Origin of the sequence: Marinicella sediminis, assembly GCF_002000055.1 — a bacterium.
Classification (GTDB): domain Bacteria; phylum Pseudomonadota; class Gammaproteobacteria; order Xanthomonadales; family Marinicellaceae; genus Marinicella; species Marinicella sediminis.
In genome coordinates this window covers 260,197-281,072 of sequence record NZ_MVBD01000002.1, presented here as the reverse complement: position 1 = coordinate 281,072, position 20,876 = coordinate 260,197, and the positions used below count along the sequence as shown (strand labels likewise).

Genomic DNA, 20,876 nt, shown 5'->3' with positions numbered 1-20,876 from the left:
CGTTTTGCTTACTTGCGGTTTTAGGATGATCATAGATCGGGCATGAGCGAAGGGCATTATACGATATATTTTGTTACAGCCTTTGTCGTTTTCGATCAGTAGATTCAGTGGTTGTTGGCCTGATGTCTGATTTTGGGCCATCAATTGCTGAGCATGGATGATGTTTTTTTATTTTTTTATGTCACCACTTTGCAGCCTTTCACGGATGTACAAGTGAGCAGGTTATTTCGGGGCACTTCAGATTCCCGTGTGTTAACCAAGTCATCGTAAATATCAATAATCAAGGAGTCGTTCATGAACAATCGTATGCACCTGTTATGGCTGATGGTCAGCTGTGTCGCATTTCAACCTGCCCGGGCAGACATCTGGGTTGGTGCTGATAACAATTGTCAGTTTCAGTCCATTCAAAGCGCATTGAATCTGTTGGAGACCGGTTCAGACAGTGTCATTAAAATCGCTAACAACATCAACAATGGGGTTTATCTGGAAAACCTGACCCTGGACCTGAGCAATGCCCCTGGTTCCATGCTGATTCAGGGCGGTTATGACAGTTGTGAGGGGAATTTCATTGCCACCCCAGTGACCATTGACGGGGGAAGCAATGGTCCGGTTTTTCAAATCACCGGTGATGGCGACACACAGAGTCTTAACTTAAGTAAACTGGTAATTAAAAATGGTCTGTTTGATCCGGTGGATGAGCGATCCGGAGGTTTGAATGTGATCGGGGATGAGTTGAGGCTGTTATTGAATGAAGTCACCATCAGTCAAAACAGTGGTTGGAAAGGGGGTGGTTTTTTTGCCCGTGGGGTTAATCAGACTGTGAATATGTACCATGTGAACATGTTCAATAACACCGCCCAAAACGGTGGCGGCCTGGCCTGTGAATTAAGCCGGGTATCCTTGTTCGAAGAAACCGGGATTGCGTTTAATACCGCAGCATCCGGCTTGCCTGATCAAGGGAATGGTGGTGGCGTATATGCCGATTCTGGTTGCGTTGTGGCGCTGTATACTGGTGATCAGTCGGTGGCTGGTTTCGCTGGCATAGTGGGGAACCAGGCCAGTACCCATGGAGGAGGGGTCTATGTTCAGGGTCAGGGGTTGTTCTCCACCGTCAGGCTGTCGGCTGATGTCATTCCTGTCATCAAGGAAAACCTGGCTGACAGCAACAACGATGGCAATGGCTTCGGAGGCGGGGTGTATGTCACTGGTGATGGTTCAGTGGCCACCTTGAATCAGGCAGTTGTCACTGACAATGCGGCTGCCAATGGTGGGGCAGTGGCGGCTGAACTACTGGGTCGGGTGAACATTTATCCTGCCAGTACCTCTTGTGCCATGAATCAACCTTGTACCCGGTTTACAGGCAACACCGCAGGGGCTAATGTCAGTGGCGTATCAGTCGGGGCAGGCGGGGCGTTTTATGCCACAACGGGTGCTTATATGCGGGTGGTTCGCAGCCTCATTGAGGAGCATCGGGCGGACAGTGGTGTGGTGGCCGCAGTGAACTCAGGTGGGTATATCAGTTATGCCTCCAGTCTGATCACAGACAATGGAGGTCCCGCACAGGCTGGTTTGAGTGACAATTATCTGTTGCTGAGTATTGATGATGACAGTCGGATAACATTGGGCAATGTCACCCTGGCCAACAATCAGATCAATGAATCGCTGATGCTGCTGGCATTTGGTGCCACCATGGATGTTGAGTACAGCATCATCACCGATGCCTCAGCGGATGTACTGGAATCTTTCAATGATTCAGGCCAGCCGGTGTTTTCCAGTTATAAATGTTCTGTATTGCACGAAATCCAGTCTATTTCCGGGGCCGACATCAATACACAGAATGTCCAGTCTGTCGTTGATCATTTTGTTGACTCAGCAGGCAGGGACTATCACCTTGATCCTGCTTCTCCTGCGGTTGATCTGTGTGCCGACTCAACCAGCTGGAATGTTGACATAGATGGGCAGGACTGGGCTTTAGACGACCCGGATGTGGCCAACCTTCATGGTGCATTTGATGCCGGCGCTGATGAAACTTACCGCAGTGATGTACTCTTTGCTGATGATTTTGATTAACACACTAGGTGGCGCGATTTCACCGCTGGCTGGAGGAATCAGTTAACTGGCGGTGAAATCTCTTTGATGTGTTTTTTATGACTGGTGAACTGTTCAAGGGCCAGGGGTTGGCTGGTGATCAGGGGGTCATTCTGGTAAGTTTCAATTAACTTCAGGGCATCGCGATACTGGCCTTGCTGATAATAAGCGTCTTCAAGTGCCAGAGCACAATAGACTTCCATGATGTTGCGGCTGGTGTCACTTTGGGCATTGCGCAAACAGCGTTCACCCACAGCAACACCCTTGTCCAGTTGTTGCAATGCAGTATGGGTTTTGGTGAGGATGACTTCAACATATAAAGTGGCACGGTGCTGAGGACCAAGTTTGGCCTGTTGAGCAGGTAATATCTGCAACAATTCATCGAGTGCTTGCTGATGTTGCTGGTTCTTAACCAACATGGCTACCAATGAGGTCTTGTATTGCAGCGTTTCGTGGTGTGTTTCCCCCAATTGTTTGTTATAAATCCCGACGGCTTTGCTGGCATGTTGAATGGCCGCTTTCAACTTGCCCTGAGCCAATAAAGTCCCGCCCAGGCTCATCATTACTTTGGCCGTGAATACATGCTGATCGCCAAATGTTCGCTGGGCTCCTGTCAAAGCTTGATTGGCATACTCAGCGGCTTGGTCCAGTTGGTTAAGTGCTCTGAATGCAGTGGATAGTAAGAACTGAGATTTGGTTACCCTTGGATGATATTCGCCCATCAGCGCTTGCTGTGCAGGAATGATGGCCTCAAACATGGTGACCGCTTGCTTGACCCTGTTGCCACTCGAACTGAGGAACATTTCTGCCAATTGAGCCCTCAGGTTGAGGGTCAGTGGGTGTTCCGGGCCGGTGTGTTCTTCGCTGAGTTGAATGGCTTGACCGATCAATGTGATGGCCTGTTCTGCTTCATCCTGTTCCAGCAGGCTTTCAGCATGGGCCGCCAGCACATCAACTTGTGCCTGGATGTCATCATTGATTGTGGTCAGTTCCCTGGCCAAGGAAAATTGCTGTTCAGCTGCGCTGAAATTGGCATCAGCCACCAGAATACCGGCTTTGATCAAGGCTCCTTTGAGTAACTGAGGTGTGTTTGCTTCGTCATTCACATTGATGAAGCGCTGCAGGTATTGTTGCGCCATTACTGCATCATTTTGTGCCAGTCCCAGTTCAGCCATCAGCAGCAAACCTTCACGGTCATCCGGTTGGTTTGCAAGGGCCTGGTTGAGGTTGTTGCTGGCAGATTCATAGGCACCCAATTGATAAAAGGCCTGAGCCAGTGTCAACAGCAGTTCCTGTCGAATGTTTGGGTCTGTTAGCTGAGTTTGCAGGTTATGAATTTCAACCTGATGAAGCATGTCTTTGACCGTTAAATCTTCACCCAAACTGATTTCCGGATCGGTTTGTTTAATGGCATCGAGCAAAACCTGCTTGATTTGCCTGGCATTGGCAGTTTCCAGTGCCGCAATTTCATATTGATGCTGATAGAACAGCAGGCCTGTCACCATCGACACCATGGTCAACAGACCCAAAGCAAAGGTCAGGGGCTGACGTTGCAGAAACTTTTTACCACGGTAGAATAAGCTGTTGCTGAAGGTTCTGATGGGTAGTTTTTTTTGCCACAGGTTCTGATCAAGCACCAAGGCAGAAACTGTGCGGTAGCGATGGGACTCATTTTGTTTCAGGCCTTTGGCAATGATCATTTTTAAATCGCCATCCAGCAAGTCTGACTGTAAAGCTGATTGCTGCCAATCCCGTTGTTGATCATTGTGACCTGTCAGGCAATGTAACAACAATGAACACAATGCAAAGATGTCGCTGGATGCTGTGGGGCTGTGCTGATTGCGCTGTTGTTCGGGGGCCGCATAACCAGGGGTGTAAGCCCGGTGATCGGGTACTGCCCCTGTCAAAGCGGCGATTCCAAAATCCAGTACTTTCAGATGACCATGCTGATCAACTACCACATTACTGGGTTTGATGTCCTGATGAATGATCTGATTTTGGTGAGCGTAATCCAAAACCTGTCCAAGGGTGATGAACAGACTGATCACTTGTTGAGGTGTCAGTTGATGCTGTTGGACATATTGATCGATGGGCAGACAATGCTCGACCAACTCCATCACCAGATATGGCGTACCACAGTCGTCCACATCACCATGGTGCATGGCTATGATGTTGGGATGATAGAGGCGGGCCAGGGTGTCCAGCTCACTTTTAAACAGTGCGATGGTCTGACGGGTCCGTAAATTGGCTGGTATGAGTTTTATGGCAACATCTTTCTGAGCTTCAACGGCTTTTTTTCTGGCCCGGTACACTGATGACATGCCGCCATGTGCCAACAGTTCTGTCAATTCGTATGATCCCAGAGTTGAACCACTGAGGTCGGCATTTTTCAGGGACCTGAGGAACAGTAGTTCGGGTTGGTCAAGCAATGTCAGTTCATGCAGCTTGTTACCAAAAAGCTGTCGGACTTTTTCTTGTGCACCTGTTGTCAATTGTTGATACACAGGTTGTTCGGTCAATTCAGCAAGGTTCAGATGCAGGCTTTTTTCAAACACTTCCCGTGCCGATTGCCAGTCTATGATGTGTTGCTCATCCTGGTTCACGATGTGGCTCCCAATAAAGTCACCAGCATGGTTTTGGCCACTTGCCATTTACGCAATAACTGTCGTTTTGAATAACCGAGTAATTGCCCCATTTCGGTGAAAGTCAGTCCGCCAAAACAATGTAACTCAACCAGTTCTGACAGTCCGTGATCAATTTTTTCAAGTTGCAGTAACGCCCGGTTAACTTCCATGAAGTTCAGGTCTACATTGCGCTCACCCATTAACTGGGTCATCAGACTGGTTTGCAGGGCAGCGTTTCTTTTGTCGGTGTTTTTGGCCCGCAGTTGATCAATCAGGAATTGCCTCATGCATTTGGCCACCAGGCAGTAAAAATGTTTATCACTGTGCAATCCGAGGTTGTCTTTGTTTTGCAGTTTCAGGTAACACTCGCTGACCAGGACGGTGGGAGAAATGGTTTGCCCAGCCTGCAATTGATGCAACTGGGCATATGCTATCTTTTTGATCTCTGGGTACAGACTGGAAAACACCTGGTCTAAGTGGTCATCTGCCAGCCCTGGAGAATCATTATGTGGGGGCGATTGGTTGTTCATTGATGGGTATTGCTGTGTTGTGGTCACGGTTTATTATATTACCTGTTTTGGATTTGTCAGGGGTGAAAGTTTATCAATCAACTTGAATACAGTGAACTGGCTGGCAGGTTTGCAACAGCTTGATTAAGCCACTGTTCAGGGTCATACCGGAAGGCCTTTATGACTGATAACTGACGCTCAGAAATTAAACCAGTGGGACGCTTTTATGTGTTTGAGACATGTTATAATGCGCGGTTTTAATTCACGTCGATCATATGTCAGAAAAATGGTTGGTCACCGGTGGGGCAGGCTTCATCGGGGGTAATTTTGTCCTGCGACAAGTACTCAAAAACAACAGAAAAATCATCAACCTGGACAAGCTCAGCTATGCCGGTAACCTGGACACATTGGCTGCTTTGGCAGATCACCCGGATCACCGGTTCATTCATGGCGACATCAATGACAGTCAATTACTGAGTCAGTTACTGGAAGAAGAGCAGCCAGATGCAGTGGTGCATTTTGCTGCAGAATCTCATGTGGACCGATCCATAGAAGGGCCTCAGGTGTTCATTGAAACCAATGTCATGGGAACCTTTCAGATGTTGCAGCAATCGCTGCGCTATTACCAGCAGTTGTCTGCAGAGAAGCAAAAATCGTTCCGTTTTTTGCATGTTTCGACAGACGAAGTGTATGGGTCATTGGGAGAGACCGGAGCATTCAGTGAAACCACTCCTTACGCGCCTAACTCCCCATATTCGGCATCCAAGGCCGGTTCAGACCATCTGGTCAGGGCATATCATCACACCTTTGGTTTACCGGTGCTGACCACCAATTGCTCGAATAATTATGGCCCTTATCAGTTTCCGGAAAAACTCATACCTTTGATGATCGAAAAGGCCCTGGCCGGAGAGCCATTACCTGTGTACGGTGACGGTAAGAATGTCCGCGACTGGTTGTTTGTGGAAGATCATTGCCGGGCCATTGAAACGGTGATTGCATGTGGTAAGCCAGGAGAAGTCTATAACGTGGGTGGAAACGAAGAGCGGCAAAACATCGAAATTGTTCACACCCTGTGTGACATCCTTGATGAACTCAGGCCGTTGGATCACAGCCGACGGGACTTGATCACTTATGTGAAAGACCGGCCTGGTCATGATCGTCGTTATGCCATTGATGCCAGCAAACTGGCCAATGAACTTAACTGGCAACCAACAGAAACCTTCTCATCCGGCATCAGAAAAACCATCCAATGGTATCTGGACAACCAAACATGGACTGACCGCGTAAAAGACGGCAGTTATCAGGGGCAACGACTGGGCAGTGACAACACAGGAGCATCATCATGAGCAGAAAAGGCATCATATTGGCCGGTGGATCGGGTACCCGGCTGTACCCATTGACCCATTCGATCAGCAAACAGTTATTACCGGTTTATGATAAGCCAATGATTTACTATCCGTTGAGCACCCTCATGGCCGCCGGAATCAAAGATGTTTTGATCATCAATACCCCGCATGAACAACCCCTGTTTCAACAGTTGCTGGGAGATGGCTCTCAATGGGGGATGAATTTGCAATATGCGGTTCAGCCCGATCCGGGCGGATTAGCTCAGGCTTATCTGATCGGTGATTCTTTTGTGGCTGGTGATCCATCTTGCCTGATTCTTGGTGACAACATTTATCATGGTGCCGGCATGCGGGCATTGATGAAGAATGCCCATGAACGTTCCTCCGGAGCCACTGTGTTTGGTTACCGGGTCCATGATCCGGAACGTTATGGTGTGGCAGCATTTGATGACAATGGAGTGGTCATTGATTTAGAAGAAAAACCAGTTAAGCCTAAATCCAACTATGCAGTTACTGGCTTGTATTTTTATGACGGCCAGGCCACAGACATTGCCAAATCATTGAAACCATCTCCCCGGGGAGAGCTGGAAATCACAGATCTCAATAAAGTTTATCTGGCCAATCAGGCATTGAATGTTGAATTGATGGGACGTGGATATGCCTGGCTGGATACCGGAACCCATGATTCACTGGCCGAAGCCACCAACTTCATTTCCACCATTGAAAAAAGGCAAGGCATCAAAATTGCCTGTCCAGAAGAGATTGCTTATCAGCAGGGCTGGATCAACGATGAACAGGTATTGAAACTGGCCGAGCCCATCAAAAAGAATGGTTATGGACAATACCTGTTGACGCTGATCAAGGGACACCAATGAAAGTTACCCGTTCGGCCATTTCTGGAGTGTTGACCATCGAGCCTCAGGTATTTGGTGATGACCGTGGGTATTTCATGGAATCCTGGCAGGCAAACAGGTATCGTGAGGCAGGCATCAAAGAGACTTTTGTTCAAAGCAATGTATCCAAATCCCAGCAAGGCGTGCTCCGTGGATTGCACTTTCAAAATCCCCATGCTCAGGGAAAACTGGTTTACGTGCTGTCTGGAGAAGTGTTTGATGTGGCGGTGGATATTCGCCGGGGATCACCCACTTTTGGCCAGCATGAATCCATTATTCTGAGTGAGGACAATCACCGCCAGTTTTATGTCCCGCCGGGCTTTGCCCATGGTTTTTGTGTGTTGTCGGCCACCGCGACCTTTTGTTACCTCTGTACTGATTATTATCATGCAGAGGCTGATGCATCGTTGTTATGGAATGATCCGGCATTGGGGATTGACTGGCCAGTTAGTTCACCTGAATTATCAGAAAAAGACTCCAAAGCACTGAAATTAAGTGACTTTGATGAAAATAAATTACCGGTGTTTGAACCATGAAAGTATTGTTGACTGGTGCCGAAGGCCAAGTGGGGTATGAGTTGTGGCGAACTCTGCAATTCAATCGGGAAGTGATTCCCACCACTTCTGATGGACGTGAAGTGAATGGCATGACCACCATCAAGCTGGATTTGACGGATGCCGATGACATCAACAAAAAACTGGAAGTGATCCAACCTGATGTGATTTGCAATGCAGCGGCTTACACCCAGGTAGACCAGGCTGAAGAAGACCATGAGATGGCCCGCAGGATCAACACAGATGCGGTTCGCCAATTGGCAGCACAGGCCAGGGAGATCAAAGCACTGCTGGTCCATTATTCAACTGATTACGTTTTTTCCGGCGATCATAAGTTTCCCTGGAAAGAGAATGACCAGATCAACCCGCAGTCGGTATATGGACAAACCAAAGCTGATGGCGAACAGGCTGTGATTGACAGCGGTTGTGAGTACATGATTTTTCGCACGGCCTGGGTGTTTTCCACGCGTCGGCAAAACTTTCTGAAAACCATGCTCAGGCTTGCCGCTGAACATCCGCAATTGCGCATCGTCAATGACCAACAAGGCTCGCCCACCTGGGCTGCCACCATCGCGCTGGCCACCATGCTGGCGTTGAACATCCCGGAAACCGGGTTATACCACCTGACATCCAATGGCTCGACAACCTGGTTTGGTTTCGCTCAACGAATATTTTCTCAGGCCCAACGCATTGGGTTACTGGAGCAAAAGCCAGAACTGATCCCCATCTCTTCCAAAGATTTTCCCACAGCAGCCGAAAGACCCAAATATTCGGTGCTTAATTGTCAGAAATTTGAGGGGACTTTTAATGTCAAATTACCTCACTGGCAAAACACTTTACAACTCTGCATGCAAAGGATGAAATCATGAACATCATACCTGTTATCTTATCTGGCGGTGCCGGCACCCGATTGTGGCCGGTGTCCAGAAAAGCCTACCCCAAACCCTTCATGAAACTGGCCAGCGGTCAGACCCTGGCCGAATTAACTTTTAACCGGGCCATGGACATTTCCAGTGATGGTTCAGTGGTCACAGTGACTTCCAGAGATTATTATTTTCTGTGTAAAGACCTGTATAAAAAACACCCACAATGTGATCTCGACAAACAAACGTTTCTGTTGGAACCAATGGGCCGTAATACCGCACCGGCAATAGCTCTGGCGGCTTTGCAAGTACAACAAATGCATGGCGATGATGCAATCATGGTAATCATGCCTTCAGATCACCTGATCAAAGACAGTGTTACTTTCAACAGCACCGTACAACAAGCTGCCAAGCTGGCTGCTGAAGGTTATTTAACCACTTTTGGTATTTTTCCGACGGCCCCTGAAACCGGTTATGGTTACATCAAAGCCGGTAGCAAGCTGAATGAACAGGCTGCTGAAATAGCCAGCTTTGTGGAAAAACCCAACCTGGAAACTGCGCAACAATACCTGGCTTCCGGTGAGTACAGCTGGAATTCCGGAATGTTCTGTTTTCGTGTTGGCAGTTTGCTGGATGCATTGCAACAAACGGCTCCAGACGTTCTCAGCCAATCTCGGGTGTGTTTTGCTCAAACTGATACGTCAGGCACTCAAATTGAATTCGATGCCAATCTGTTTCAGCAATTGCCGGACATTTCTGTCGATTACGCGGTGATGGAAAAGGCCAGTAAACGGGCGGTCGTCGATTCACGGTTTGACTGGAATGACATTGGATCCTGGAATGCCATGGCCAGCTTGTCTGACTCAGATGAATCGGGTAACCGCATTGAAGGTAAGGCAGTGACCGTTGATTCTGAAAATTGTTACATTCGCGCTGGAGACCGCCTGGTAGCCGTGGTTGGCGTCAATGATCTGATGGTGGTGGACACCACAGATGCTGTTTTGATTGCTCACAAAGACAAATCACAGGGTGTCAAAGACGTGGTGCAATTCCTTAAGGCCAAAGACGATGAAGCCGCGGTATTCCACAAGACAGTTCATCGCCCCTGGGGCAGTTATACCATTCTTGAAGACGAAGATGACTGTAAGGTCAAGCGTCTGGTGGTTAAGCCGGGACAGGTGTTGTCATTGCAGTTGCATCACAAACGCAGTGAACACTGGACGGTGGTCAGCGGAACAGCCAAAGTGAGGGTGGGCGATGATGAATTTTTGTTGGAAGCAAACAAATCAGTGTACATCCCTGTGGAAACATTGCATCGTCTGGAAAACCCCACCGATGAAGACATCGCCCTGATTGAGGTGCAATGCGGTTCGTACTTTGGTGAAGATGACATTGAACGATTTGAAGACATATACGGACGCATCGATGAGCAACAAGCCAAAGCCTGACCAGGAGACGCTGCAGCGATTGCTGAAGGTGGCTAAGGAAGCCGCCGGGTTGGCAGAAAAAGTGATTCGTCGTCACTATCAGGATGCCGGACTGGAAACCGAAGTGAAAGGCGATATGACACCGGTAACCATGGCTGATAAACAATCTGAGCAAGTCATCAGGGCGCATTTGAGGGATGCCTTTCCTGATCATGGTATTTGGGGAGAAGAATTGGGTCGCAGTGACCATGAAGACAGTGATTACCTGTGGCTGATTGATCCCATTGATGGTACCAAAAGTTTTGTGCGGCAATACCCGTTTTTTTCCACTCAGATTGCCCTGATGTATCAGGGGGAATTGATTCTGGGTGTTTCCAACGCCCCGATGTTTGGAGAAATGGCCTGGGCTGCACTTGGTCAGGGCGCATTTATCAATAATGAACAGGTACGCGTGGCGAAAGAATTGGAAGCACACAGTTCTTGTGTGTCTACTGGTAACATCCAGTCAATGATCAATGGTAATTGGGAAGGATTGGGCCGGTTACTGAGTCGGTTCAGTAAAATTCGTGGATATGGTGATTTTTATCACTATCATTTGTTGGCAGCGGGTAAAATTGATCTGGTGATTGAGTCTGATGTCAACATATTAGACATCGCAGCTTTGACTGTGATTATCAGGGAAGCCGGGGGGATCATGACTGATCTGACAGGTGCACCAATCACTTTGGATACCTGCAGCATTCTGGCAGGAACATCATTAACCCATGCTTTGGGACTGAGGGTTTTAAATGAAAGATTTATTGAAGGAAATTGAACAATTATCAGTGACTGCCGGGAAGGCGATCATGGACGTGTATGAATCTGGCGATTTTGGCGTGGACCACAAATCTGACGATTCACCATTGACCAAGGCTGATCTGGCTTCGCACCGGGTGATTGTCGATGGGTTAAATTCATTGACACCAGATGTGCCGGTGTTGTCAGAGGAATCTGCTGACATTCCATTTGAAGAGCGTCAGAAATGGGAGAAGTACTGGCTGGTTGATCCGCTGGATGGGACCAAAGAATTCATCAAAAGAAATGGTGAATTTACAGTCAATATTGCCCTGGTTGAATCCGGCAAACCCATTCTCTCGGTGGTTTACGTTCCGGTTACCCATGTGACCTATGCCGCTGCACAGGGTGTGGGTGTATTCAAAGTAGAAGGTGGTAAACGCAGTTCAATCGGTGTGATGAAAAACAGCCGGTTTAAACCCACCGTGGTGGGCAGTCGCTCACACATGAGTGATGAAGTGAAAGAGTACCTGGAAAGGTTGGGTCAGCATGAACTGGTCAGCATGGGCAGTTCACTGAAATTCTGTCTGGTTGCAGAAGGCAAGGCAGATTTGTATCCACGACTGGGTCTGACCTCAGAATGGGACACCGCAGCAGCTCAGTGTATCGTTGAACAAGCCGGCGGTCAGGTGGTTACCCTGGATGGCGAACCGCTACAATACAACAGCAAAGATTCATTGCTGAATCCGCACTTCATGGTTTTTGGTGATAAAAGCCGGGATTGGGTCAACATCTGACCATTGGCTGAATCTCCGCACAGTGCTGTGATGTAGGTCATCACAGCCAGTTTCATTCGTTCCTGAATTTTTTGATGTCCCTGCGTTGTTTCTTGGTGGGACGTTTTTCCGGTCTGGGTGTGGATTGAAATTCCATTTTTCTGAGTAACGTAGCTGACTCACGCTGTTTGACGCTTTCAGCTGTTTCCTGATACAAGGTTTGAGCCACTTTGGCCGGTCCTCTGCGTTCTGAGAGTTCCACCACATCAATGATCCAGGTGGTCTCACTTTTTTGAATGGTGAGCTGATCACCGACTTCAAGGTTACGGGAGGGTTTACACTTCTGGCCACCAATTTTGACTTTGCCTTGTTCAACCATTTTCTTGGCCAGTGAACGGGTTTTAAAAAATCTGGCTGCCCAAAGCCATTTGTCTATTCTGATCATATATTGAATTATACCTAAAAAAAAGGCACCCTCGGAAGGGTGCCTGTATTTAGCCTGAAAAGGTTAATCAGTCTGGAGCCTGACAACCGGTCACTCTGACATTGTCAATGACCCAACCATCTGGTCGGCCAACAGAAGTGTCTGAAGAGATGCGGAATGCAAACTGCACATCATTGCCCGCATCGGCATTCACATCGACGTTAAACACTGTTGCGCTCAATGGGTCACCACACCAACCAGGTTCACCTGAAGCGGGGCCGGCATTGATGTTGCCTGTGTAGTCATCGTTGATGATGTCAGCATCTGTGACTTGTGTGAAACCACCGCCATTCACAGATTTAAGCAATTGACCGGCATCCCAGCAACTGGTCGCATTACGTGATTCCAATGATTGCTCATTCCAGAAACGCAGGGTCAATGGGCCTGAACCACTGGGTAAACTCATAACAGGCGAAACCACCGAGGTGTCGTTGGTGGTTGGTAAATCATTTGCCTGCCAGGCATAGGAACCATTAAAACCAACTTGTTCAAGTGCCCAATTGGCATCTCCGGCATCGGTGCTGACAGTCCAGCCCTGAGTCTCGGGTAAACCACCCACCACACCAACCGGTGTATCCAAATCATGCTCAAAAATGATGTCATCCGGTGAGCTGAAAGTGTACTCGAAGAACGTAATCTGTTGCTGACCAACTGAACAATCCCCAGGTAATGCCAAAGTGGTGAAAGAAGAGGTGCTGCTCACCGCATTACCACAACCGTTGAGTGTGGTGATTCGCCAAAAGTACTCTGTACTTGAGTCCAGATCAGTGGTCACATCATATGAGTTGGTGTCTAACTGTTCGCTGATGATGACATTGTTGAATCCGCTGTCGGTAGCTACCTCAATCAAATAGTCGGTTGAATTTGGGTCAGCACTCCAACTGAAAGACGGTTGCAAAGGCACGTTGGTGGCTGCATCCAAAGGATCTGTGAGGGCGCTTGGTGCAGCTGCAGTATCGGCATAGTTAATGGTGAAATCAACCGTTTTCAGGGTGATGTCACCCAGGTCGTTGCCTGAGCCCTGAATGGTGACGGTTTCGGTACCTGAAAGGCCATTGTTATTGACATCAAAGCCATAGGTGGCATTAAACGGAGCCATTTGTCCATTCGGGCTGAAGCTACCATTGATGACATAGTTAGGCGTGTCATCTTCAGACAAGGTGATCACACCCTGATAATTCTGAGTGGGTGTCAAACCGATTTCAACCTCGACATTGGTGTCATTGGCACACACATCGATGCTTGAAGGTGTGGCAGTCATGTTGAATGAAGGCTGACCAAACTGGTTGACATCGGTACCCACCATGGCATTGGTTGGTGAACCCCGGTGGTCCGTCCAGATCATGGCTATTTTGTCGCCAACAACAGATAAACCGTTGTAGTCACCCCACTCAAATCCGCCACTGATGTTGGTGGATGTTTGGGTTGAAAAACGTTGCTCACCCTGAGGCAGCCAGGTGGCACCTCCATCGAGTGAAACATTGTAATAAAAGTCCACGCCTGTTCGGTTGGTGGAGTTTCTGGTGTCATAAAAACCTACATGAATGGCGTCATTTTCTCCGATCATCATCCAGGGATGGAAACGGTCAATGGGGTTTCCAGAGTTTAACTGGCCATCATCAGCATGTGGCTTGTCCAGCTCAGTCCAGTTGGCGCCACCATCGGTTGATTTAAAGACGCGGATTTCTCCCCGGTTGTTGTTGGGGTTGGTTTGTCCGCCACCGGCACTGTCTGCCGTTTCATCAGTGATGGCTACGATAATGTTGTTGCTTGAGTCGACATCCGCAGCTGCATAAATGAATACCTCACGGGTTTCCATGGCAGGAATCGGAAAATCAAAGTCACCGCGCAAAGGAGTGATTTGCACCGGACTTTGCCAGTTCAAGCCGCCATCAGTGGACTTCATGGAAATCAGACCAGCACCGCTGACACTGGGATAAATGTAATAGATGTTACCTGCTGAGTCGGTGGTGATGTCACTACCGATGCCTCGATCATTGGTGTTCAGGCCAACTGGTGTGCTCCAGGTTTCACCGAAGTCAGTCGATCGGGCAAATTGCATGACATTGTTTTTGTGATACGTGATGTACACATTGTCTTTGTGTGGTGACGTGGGTGAACGATCCACGTGGATGAATTCTTTGTCGTTTTGATTGTCACCATCGATCTCAATCATGGTGGCCCAGGTGGCACCACCATCAGTTGAATATGATGCACGAATGTCACAACCAGAAGTACAACTGGCCAAATCGGCCTGGTAAACACGTTGCGGAACCACGTCGGTTGTTGACCAGTCCACAGTGGGGTCACAACATGAACTGGGGTTGACCTGTGAAAAACTCCAGGTTTGACCACCGTCTGTGCTGTAATACATGGATTGACCACCATTGGCATTTACCCCGGCAACGGCCTGCATGTTGTTGTCCGGGTTGAATTCGATGGTTGATTCTGCGCCAGCTGTCAAAACTGTTTCCAGATCAGGGTTGACTTGACCACCCCGGAAGTTGGGGTCTGGCTTACCATCCAGGCCGTCAGGATGGTGATACAGGCCCAGACCTTCTTTGTACCAATGACCATCAACGATCAGTCCGCCATGATGGATCAGAAAAGACTGATACAATTCCCGGGGGTAATATTTACCGATGTTGGGGTTATCTCTGCGGGCCCAGACTTTAAAAAATACAGGGACGTTTCTCAGGTATTGATCATTGTCTGGCAACACGTCCAGGTCTTCTTTGGTTAATTGGTAGTTTCTGTCGTCCCAGGGACCCATTTCGGCCAGGGAGGCATAGTCAACAGAGGGGTCTATACCCAGCTCTTGTCTGATTTCTGCATGTGTGGAAAATGCGGTCACTATCATGACGGCGGTGATGATGAATTTCATTGATACTCCTCTTTTTGTTGTTTTCAGGTCAGTGATATTAGTTAACATGAATATAAAGCGCAAGGATGATTTTCATTAATTTTCAAGACATTCTGATTTTGAAAATTATTGTGAAAAAGCCCACAATTCCATGGCAATAAAAAGTGATTAAAAGGTATGTAATCGTTTATTTTGTAAAGATTTTTACATCTGCGTTTAAGCCATTGACAATGTTTGGCAGAAATGATCTGACTGCTTGTGTTCAGAGGTCTTTTTTCGGTGGAACCAATAGGTTGCCAACCAGTAAACCCACCGAAATGGCCACGGCGATCAGCACTGCATTGAATGCGGCCTGAACTCCATTCATGGTATCATTGGTGTACATCGCAGAAAGTGAGTTGAAGCCAATGCTGCCAGGCACCAACAGAATAATACCTGGTATGTGCATCACTGATGCCGGGTTAGAGCTGATGCGGGAATAGACATTGCCGGCCACAGAAATCAGCATCACTGCAACCAATGATTTAAACGGCTGCTCAATCCACAAACCAATCAGGCTGGAGCCTGAGTAAGCCAAACCGATGGACAGAAAAATCCAGAAAGTGTCGGCAATACGTGCTTTGAACAAAACCCCAAAGCACAAGGCTGTAAACACCAGAGCAAGGTAGGTGAACCACTCAGGTACTCCCGGCAGTTTATTGACCTCTGTTGCACCAAAAATGGTTTGTGCGATCATATAACCCAGGGCCAGGCCAAAGGACAATAAAAATAAGGTGGTCACTGCACCGGCCATGCGGCTGCTGCCTGACACCAGGTGTCCTGTTGATAATTCCCGCATGGCGACGGTGATACCCAAACCTGGAACCAATATAATCAGACCCGCCAAAGACACCAGAAAATGATCGATGGTTTGTAAGTAGTGACTGATGGTCACGGCCAACAGGCCCACCATCATTGCAGCCAATGGCGCCAGCAATTGTGACAGGTATTTATAAGGAGCGCTGTAAATGGTGATGATGCCGGTGGTCAGCCCCAACAAGCCAGCCACTGCCACATCATACCAACTGCCGGAGAATAGGGTGGTGAAGCCACAACCCACCAATCCAAAACACAAAGCAAACAACCAATTGGGATAATCAGCAGGTTTGGTGGTGATTTCTTTGATTGACTTGAGGGCAACATCCAGATCTATGTCATCGTTTTCCAATTGATTGATCACCGAGTTGATGGTGTGCATGGTGTTCAGGTTGATGTCATTGGGATTGGTTTTGATCATGTATGATCGTTGAGAGTATTCATCTTCACCAATGCTGGCCAGGACGGCTGTGGGCATGGCAAAAAAACTGGCTTCCAGCTCAAATTTTTCTGAAATGACTTGCATATAAGATTCCAGACGATGGGCCGGCGCTCCAGCCTCTGAAATGGCTTTACAGATGTGCAGCAGAATATTGGCTTGTTTGCGGCGGGTCTGTCGGTCCCGTTTACGAACGACTGCTTTGAGCGATTCTTGCTTTTCGTTGGACATGCTTGTGGTGAATGATTCTGAACAACAGCAATGTTAACCCGATTCCTGTATAGATCAAAGGTTCAGTCACATCAGATTTCACCAGCCACAGGAAATGCAGGCAGCCCAAACCAATGACCAGATAGATTGATTGATGCAAGCGTTTCCATTTTTGACCCAATTTCCGGACCATATGGCGGTTTGATGTGATGGCCATGGGCAGCATCAGCAACCAGGCCAGCATACCAACGGTGATGTATGGCCTTTCGATCACATCTTCGAAAAAATGTGCCCAGTCCAGGCCCAAATCGAGCCACACATAGACCAGTAAATGCATACTGGCATAAAAAAACGTGAACAAACCGAGCATTCTTCTGAGCCGGATAAACAGGGCTGACCCAGTCAGTACCTTCAGCGGTGTCATGAGCAGGGTGATCAGCAGGATGCGCAGTGACCAGAGGCCAGTGCGGTGGAGGATTTCTTCGATGGGGTCAGCCGTCAGGTTGTCCTGAACACCATCCAAGATGATCAAAACAAAGGGCACAAGTAGCAGCAAAAAAAGAGCTGCTTTGACCGCAGTCAGGTATCGGTTCATCAATAATAACGGGTTAAATCCATGCCATTATACAGATCAGCCACGTAGTCGCCATAACCATTGAACATTTGCGTGTCGATGCGGCTGTTGAACAAAGAAAACCCGCCTGTGATGCGACGCTCTGTGGCCTGTGACCAGCGTGGATGGTCCACCTCTGGATTGACGTTGGCATAAAAGCCATATTCCTGAGGCGCAATGGCCTGCCATGAATTGACTGGTTGTTGATCAAGGAATTTCATTTTGACAATTGATTTGATGCCTTTGAAACCGTATTTCCAGGGCACCACCAGTCGCAAGGGTGCGCCATTTTGATTGGGTAATTCTTTGCCATACATGCCAACCGCCATCAGGGTCAGTTCATTCATGGCTTCATCCATGCGCAATCCTTCCCGGTAAGGCCAGGGTATGGAACGGCCGTTTTGGCCAGGCATTTGTTTGGGGTCGTACAAAGTTTCAAAATACACATATTTGGCCGAACTCAAAGGTTTACACATCTTGATCAGGTCTGCCAGTTTAAAGCCCATCCAGGGAATGATCATGGACCAGGCTTCAACACAACGCATGCGATAAATGCGCTCTTCAACATTGATGCCATTGACCAGATTTTGTAAATCCAGTTTTCCCTGAACTTCACACAACCCTCCGATTTCCAGCGTCCAGGGTTCGGTTTTCAGCGTGTGGGCGTTCTCTGCCGGATCAGATTTGGACAGGCCAAATTCATAAAAGTTATTGTATGTGGTAGCATCTTTTTCGCGAGTGATTTCATCGATCACAAAGCGTTCGTTTTTATCAGTTGTCGTGGGTAAGGTCAGGCTGAATGCCGGGGAGGCGGCCAGTCCGGCTGCGCCAAGAAGACCAGCCTTGATCAATTTGCGGCGACTTTGGTAAATGGATTCGTCGGTGACCTGGTGGTCTTTGTGGGTGTTTTTAAACTTCATCTCTGGTTTAGCTTGGTATTTTTTTTAAATGTACTACAATTCAAGACACTCAAACGTGAAAATCCTTACAAATAAATGACCGTTTATAACTTTTCAGCAGGACCTGCTGCTTTGCCCATGGCTGTAAAACAACAGATCGCTGATGAGCTTTTTGATTGGCAGGGAACCGGTTGTTCGGTGATGGAAGTGTCCCACCGCAGCCCTGAATTTGTCAACCTGGCCGAACACACTGAACAACTGGCCCGTGAGTTGATTGGTATTTCTGATGATTATGCTGTGATGTTTATTCAGGGCGGAGCCAGAACGCAGTACGCCATGTTGCCTATGAACCTGTCATCTCCGCAGGGTCAGGCAGTCTATGCCGTCAATGGTCATTGGGGAAAGCTGGCACTCAAAGAAGGAGGCCGCTTCACTCAGGCAATCACCACCGCACCAGTCAGTGAAACCACGTATGCCAGTATTCCAGATTATGAGGCTGATGAAATTCCTCAGACAGCCAATTATTTTCATTACACCAGCAATGAAACCCTCGAAGGTGTGCAATGGTCAAAGCCTCCTGAATGCGGTGCTGTGCCTTTGTGCTGTGACATGACATCAGATTTGCTGAGTCGTGAATTCGACATGAACCGGCATGCCATGATTTACGCCAGTGCGCAAAAAAACATGGGCATTGCCGGCATTACTTTTGTGGCTTTGCGTAAAGACCTGATTGGACAGTCAGCTAACCTGATCCCAATGATGAACGATTATCAGACTTATGCCAACAGCGGTTCGATGTACAATACCCCTCCGACTTTTCCCTGGTATGTGATGAACCTGGTGTTGCAGTGGGTCAAGGGGCAGGGCGGACTGGCTGGTATTCAGCGGATTAACCGACAAAAATCCGGTTTGTTGTATGAATATGTGGATCGCAGTGATTTTTATCAGAACATGGTGAGCAAAAATTGTCGTTCGGAAGTCAATGTTCCTTTTTGGTTGGCCGATGAAAGCCTCAACCAGGCCTTTCTTGACAACAGTGCGGCTGCTGGTCTGAAAGCCCTCAAAGGTCACAAAGCCGTCGGTGGCATGCGGGCCAGTATTTACAACGCCATTCCTGAAGCCGGGATTGAGGCGTTGATCAGCTTTATGCAGGAATTCGAGCGTACACATGGATAAAAAAACCAAACTGGGCCAACTCAACCGCCTCACTGTTAAACACCTTACTGGTATGGGTGCAACCCTGGATGGTGGGCAAATGGGTGACTTGCTGTTACCCAGAAAGCACATGCCAGATTCCTTACAGGAAGGGTCACAAATTGAAGTGTTTGTGTACCTTGATTCAGAGGATCAGCCGGTGGCCACCACCGAAACCCCCAAAGTCATGGTCGGCCAGGTGGCATACCTGAAAGTGATTGATGTGAACAAAACGGGGGCCTTCCTTGATTGGGGCTTACCCAAAGACCTGTTGTTGCCTTTTGCTGAACAAACCAATGCATTGCGTCCGGGTATGCACAAAGTGATTTATGTTTATCTGGACAAAGCCTCCAGGCGAATCACTGCCTCGGCCAGACTGGATAAATACCTCAAAGAAGAAAACACCCCATTACAGCCTGGACAGCCGGTGGATCTGCTGTTTTGTGGACGCAGTGAATTGGGCCACAAAGCCGTGATCAATGGCCGCTACCTGGGCCTGTTGCATCACAGTGATGCTTATCAGAACATCATGATTGGCACCACCAAGCAGGGCTTTGTGAAATCAATTAATCCCGACGGAAGGGTGAACCTTGCATTGCACCTGCCTAACAAAGCGCAACTCAGTGAACTGGCAGAACGCATCCTGGCTGATCTTGAAGCCACCGGCGGTGTGTCGCAGTTGACAGATAAAAGCCAACCAGATGACATCAAAGCCCGCTGGAAGGTTTCCAAAGGCAGTTACAAAAAAGCCATAGGCGCACTGTACAAACAGCGCAAAATCATCATCCATCCTGATCGAATCGAATTGGTGAAGGATTGATTGGCTGATCAGCCAAAGACACTGGGGGGTATTGGCTCACTTACCAACAAAGCTGCGGTTGGCTTTGCATGGTGAAAAATGATCCTGTCATTAATTATGAGGCTTGCATCATCACAAGGTATTGAGATGTCATCTTTAACTATTGCTGTGCGTTTGAAGCGTGTAGTTCAGTCTGCAAAAAAAAACCTCTCGCGATCTGCGCTGCAATTGCAGGCTTTAACCACACCTCGTTGCAGAGTAATTGGAGCCTCAGCTTCAGCCAGCTTTTAAAGTCAATAAATCATTGGTCAATTGCCTGTTGATGAACGCAGTGAACACCTCTTTGTCGTGGCACCGGCCACAATCCAGTGTCTCCATAAACGAGGACTGAAGGCCACGCTCCCTGCAATGAATGTTGGTTGTTGAAACAGCAACACCGTGATATTACCGACTGTTGGATTCATAAAAACCGTCATGCGGAACCTGTTGTTAACTCTGTTGGCTTCATCCCGGCATTGCCATTAATACTGATAACGTCATCCTGGACCCTGATCCGGGACCCAGTGTCTTCTTGCCACGTTGTGTTACCTGCATGGCCGAACAGTCCGGTTTGTTATTGCCTGACAGAAATGGGTGTTGTGTGAACAAAGGCACATGACTGTGACC

At 48.2% G+C, this 20,876-nt stretch carries 17 protein-coding genes; 10 read left to right on the top strand and 7 right to left on the bottom strand.

Features of this window, described 5'->3' with window-relative positions; translation table 11 throughout:
• Positions 1-294: 294 nt before the first annotated feature.
• Positions 295-2,070, top strand: a complete 1,776-nt coding sequence (locus B0475_RS03725) for a hypothetical protein (RefSeq protein ID WP_077410153.1) — start codon at positions 295-297, stop codon at positions 2,068-2,070.
• A 38-nt stretch (positions 2,071-2,108) separates the two neighbouring features.
• Here the strand turns inward: B0475_RS03725 and B0475_RS03720 are convergent, their stop codons facing one another.
• On the bottom strand, positions 2,109-4,691 hold the full coding sequence (locus B0475_RS03720; protein WP_198538102.1) for a serine/threonine-protein kinase: 2,583 nt from the start codon (positions 4,689-4,691) through the stop codon (positions 2,109-2,111).
• Positions 4,688-5,242 carry an ECF-type sigma factor gene (locus B0475_RS03715; RefSeq protein ID WP_077410149.1) on the bottom strand — a complete coding sequence of 185 codons (555 nt, stop codon included), beginning with the start codon at positions 5,240-5,242 and terminating at the stop codon, positions 4,688-4,690. The genes B0475_RS03720 and B0475_RS03715 overlap by 4 nt, the downstream gene beginning before the upstream one ends.
• A gap of 254 nt (positions 5,243-5,496) precedes the next feature.
• Between B0475_RS03715 and rfbB the strand changes: the two genes are divergently transcribed.
• The 7 genes from rfbB to cysQ are packed head-to-tail and all read left to right on the top strand — an operon-like array spanning position 5,497 to position 11,875.
• Positions 5,497-6,567 (top strand): dTDP-glucose 4,6-dehydratase, encoded by a 1,071-nt coding sequence (gene rfbB / locus B0475_RS03710; protein WP_077410147.1) that lies wholly within the window; start codon positions 5,497-5,499, stop codon positions 6,565-6,567.
• Complete coding sequence (gene rfbA / locus B0475_RS03705) at positions 6,561-7,442, top strand: glucose-1-phosphate thymidylyltransferase RfbA (protein WP_332835497.1); 882 nt, start codon at positions 6,561-6,563, stop codon at positions 7,440-7,442. Before rfbB ends, rfbA begins: the two co-directional genes overlap by 7 nt.
• Positions 7,439-7,996 (top strand): dTDP-4-dehydrorhamnose 3,5-epimerase, encoded by a 558-nt coding sequence (gene rfbC / locus B0475_RS03700; protein ID WP_077410144.1) that lies wholly within the window; start codon positions 7,439-7,441, stop codon positions 7,994-7,996. The genes rfbA and rfbC overlap by 4 nt, the downstream gene beginning before the upstream one ends.
• Positions 7,993-8,883 carry a dTDP-4-dehydrorhamnose reductase gene (gene rfbD / locus B0475_RS03695; protein WP_077410142.1) on the top strand — a complete coding sequence of 297 codons (891 nt, stop codon included), beginning with the start codon at positions 7,993-7,995 and terminating at the stop codon, positions 8,881-8,883. The genes rfbC and rfbD overlap by 4 nt, the downstream gene beginning before the upstream one ends.
• Complete coding sequence (locus B0475_RS03690) at positions 8,880-10,325, top strand: mannose-1-phosphate guanylyltransferase/mannose-6-phosphate isomerase (protein WP_077410138.1); 1,446 nt, start codon at positions 8,880-8,882, stop codon at positions 10,323-10,325. Before rfbD ends, B0475_RS03690 begins: the two co-directional genes overlap by 4 nt.
• The gene (locus B0475_RS03685) at positions 10,303-11,118 is read left to right on the top strand and encodes an inositol monophosphatase family protein (protein ID WP_077410135.1); all 816 of its coding nucleotides are present in this window, start codon (positions 10,303-10,305) and stop codon (positions 11,116-11,118) included. The genes B0475_RS03690 and B0475_RS03685 overlap by 23 nt, the downstream gene beginning before the upstream one ends.
• Positions 11,093-11,875, top strand: coding sequence for a 3'(2'),5'-bisphosphate nucleotidase CysQ (gene cysQ / locus B0475_RS03680; RefSeq protein WP_077410131.1), 783 nt, complete (start codon positions 11,093-11,095; stop codon positions 11,873-11,875). The genes B0475_RS03685 and cysQ overlap by 26 nt, the downstream gene beginning before the upstream one ends.
• A gap of 52 nt (positions 11,876-11,927) precedes the next feature.
• Here cysQ and B0475_RS03675 read toward each other — a convergent pair whose 3' ends face one another.
• From B0475_RS03675 to msrP, 5 genes are all read right to left on the bottom strand, one after another.
• Positions 11,928-12,299 (bottom strand): RNA-binding S4 domain-containing protein, encoded by a 372-nt coding sequence (locus B0475_RS03675; RefSeq protein WP_077410129.1) that lies wholly within the window; start codon positions 12,297-12,299, stop codon positions 11,928-11,930.
• Between the two features lie 67 nt (positions 12,300-12,366).
• Entirely contained in the window at positions 12,367-15,222 is a 2,856-nt protein-coding gene (locus tag B0475_RS03670) for a sialidase family protein (RefSeq protein WP_077410127.1), read from the bottom strand.
• A gap of 241 nt (positions 15,223-15,463) precedes the next feature.
• A complete protein-coding gene (locus tag B0475_RS03665; RefSeq protein ID WP_077410125.1) occupies positions 15,464-16,726 on the bottom strand; it encodes a threonine/serine exporter family protein in 1,263 nt (420 codons plus the stop codon).
• On the bottom strand, positions 16,683-17,300 hold the full coding sequence (locus B0475_RS03660; RefSeq protein ID WP_077410123.1) for a protein-methionine-sulfoxide reductase heme-binding subunit MsrQ: 618 nt from the start codon (positions 17,298-17,300) through the stop codon (positions 16,683-16,685). The genes B0475_RS03665 and B0475_RS03660 overlap by 44 nt, the downstream gene beginning before the upstream one ends.
• On the bottom strand, positions 17,300-18,238 hold the full coding sequence (msrP, locus tag B0475_RS03655; protein WP_077410121.1) for a protein-methionine-sulfoxide reductase catalytic subunit MsrP: 939 nt from the start codon (positions 18,236-18,238) through the stop codon (positions 17,300-17,302). The genes B0475_RS03660 and msrP overlap by 1 nt, the downstream gene beginning before the upstream one ends.
• 75 nt (positions 18,239-18,313) lie before the next feature.
• On the opposite strand from msrP, the gene serC reads away from it, so the two are divergent.
• Both serC and B0475_RS03645 read left to right on the top strand, forming a co-directional pair.
• Positions 18,314-19,393 (top strand): 3-phosphoserine/phosphohydroxythreonine transaminase, encoded by a 1,080-nt coding sequence (serC, locus tag B0475_RS03650; RefSeq protein WP_077410119.1) that lies wholly within the window; start codon positions 18,314-18,316, stop codon positions 19,391-19,393.
• A complete protein-coding gene (locus B0475_RS03645) occupies positions 19,386-20,231 on the top strand; it encodes a CvfB family protein (RefSeq protein WP_077410117.1) in 846 nt (281 codons plus the stop codon). The genes serC and B0475_RS03645 overlap by 8 nt, the downstream gene beginning before the upstream one ends.
• Positions 20,232-20,876: the final 645 nt, after the last annotated feature.

Excerpts from the sequence above, each read along its gene's own strand:
- B0475_RS03725 (WP_077410153.1), top strand. The coding sequence starts at position 295 with ATGAACAATCGTATGCACCTGTTATGGCTGATGGTCAGCTGTGTCGCA.
- B0475_RS03715 (WP_077410149.1), bottom strand. The coding sequence starts at position 5,242 with ATGAACAACCAATCGCCCCCACATAATGATTCTCCAGGGCTGGCAGAT.
- rfbB (WP_077410147.1), top strand. The coding sequence starts at position 5,497 with ATGTCAGAAAAATGGTTGGTCACCGGTGGGGCAGGCTTCATCGGGGGT.
- rfbC (WP_077410144.1), top strand. The coding sequence starts at position 7,439 with ATGAAAGTTACCCGTTCGGCCATTTCTGGAGTGTTGACCATCGAGCCT.
- rfbD (WP_077410142.1), top strand. The coding sequence starts at position 7,993 with ATGAAAGTATTGTTGACTGGTGCCGAAGGCCAAGTGGGGTATGAGTTG.
- B0475_RS03690 (WP_077410138.1), top strand. The coding sequence starts at position 8,880 with ATGAACATCATACCTGTTATCTTATCTGGCGGTGCCGGCACCCGATTG.
- B0475_RS03685 (WP_077410135.1), top strand. The coding sequence starts at position 10,303 with ATGAGCAACAAGCCAAAGCCTGACCAGGAGACGCTGCAGCGATTGCTG.
- cysQ (WP_077410131.1), top strand. The coding sequence starts at position 11,093 with ATGAAAGATTTATTGAAGGAAATTGAACAATTATCAGTGACTGCCGGG.
- B0475_RS03675 (WP_077410129.1), bottom strand. The coding sequence starts at position 12,299 with ATGATCAGAATAGACAAATGGCTTTGGGCAGCCAGATTTTTTAAAACC.
- B0475_RS03670 (WP_077410127.1), bottom strand. The coding sequence starts at position 15,222 with ATGAAATTCATCATCACCGCCGTCATGATAGTGACCGCATTTTCCACA.
- B0475_RS03665 (WP_077410125.1), bottom strand. The coding sequence starts at position 16,726 with ATGTCCAACGAAAAGCAAGAATCGCTCAAAGCAGTCGTTCGTAAACGG.
- B0475_RS03660 (WP_077410123.1), bottom strand. The coding sequence starts at position 17,300 with ATGAACCGATACCTGACTGCGGTCAAAGCAGCTCTTTTTTTGCTGCTA.
- msrP (WP_077410121.1), bottom strand. The coding sequence starts at position 18,238 with ATGAAGTTTAAAAACACCCACAAAGACCACCAGGTCACCGACGAATCC.
- serC (WP_077410119.1), top strand. The coding sequence starts at position 18,314 with ATGACCGTTTATAACTTTTCAGCAGGACCTGCTGCTTTGCCCATGGCT.
- B0475_RS03645 (WP_077410117.1), top strand. The coding sequence starts at position 19,386 with ATGGATAAAAAAACCAAACTGGGCCAACTCAACCGCCTCACTGTTAAA.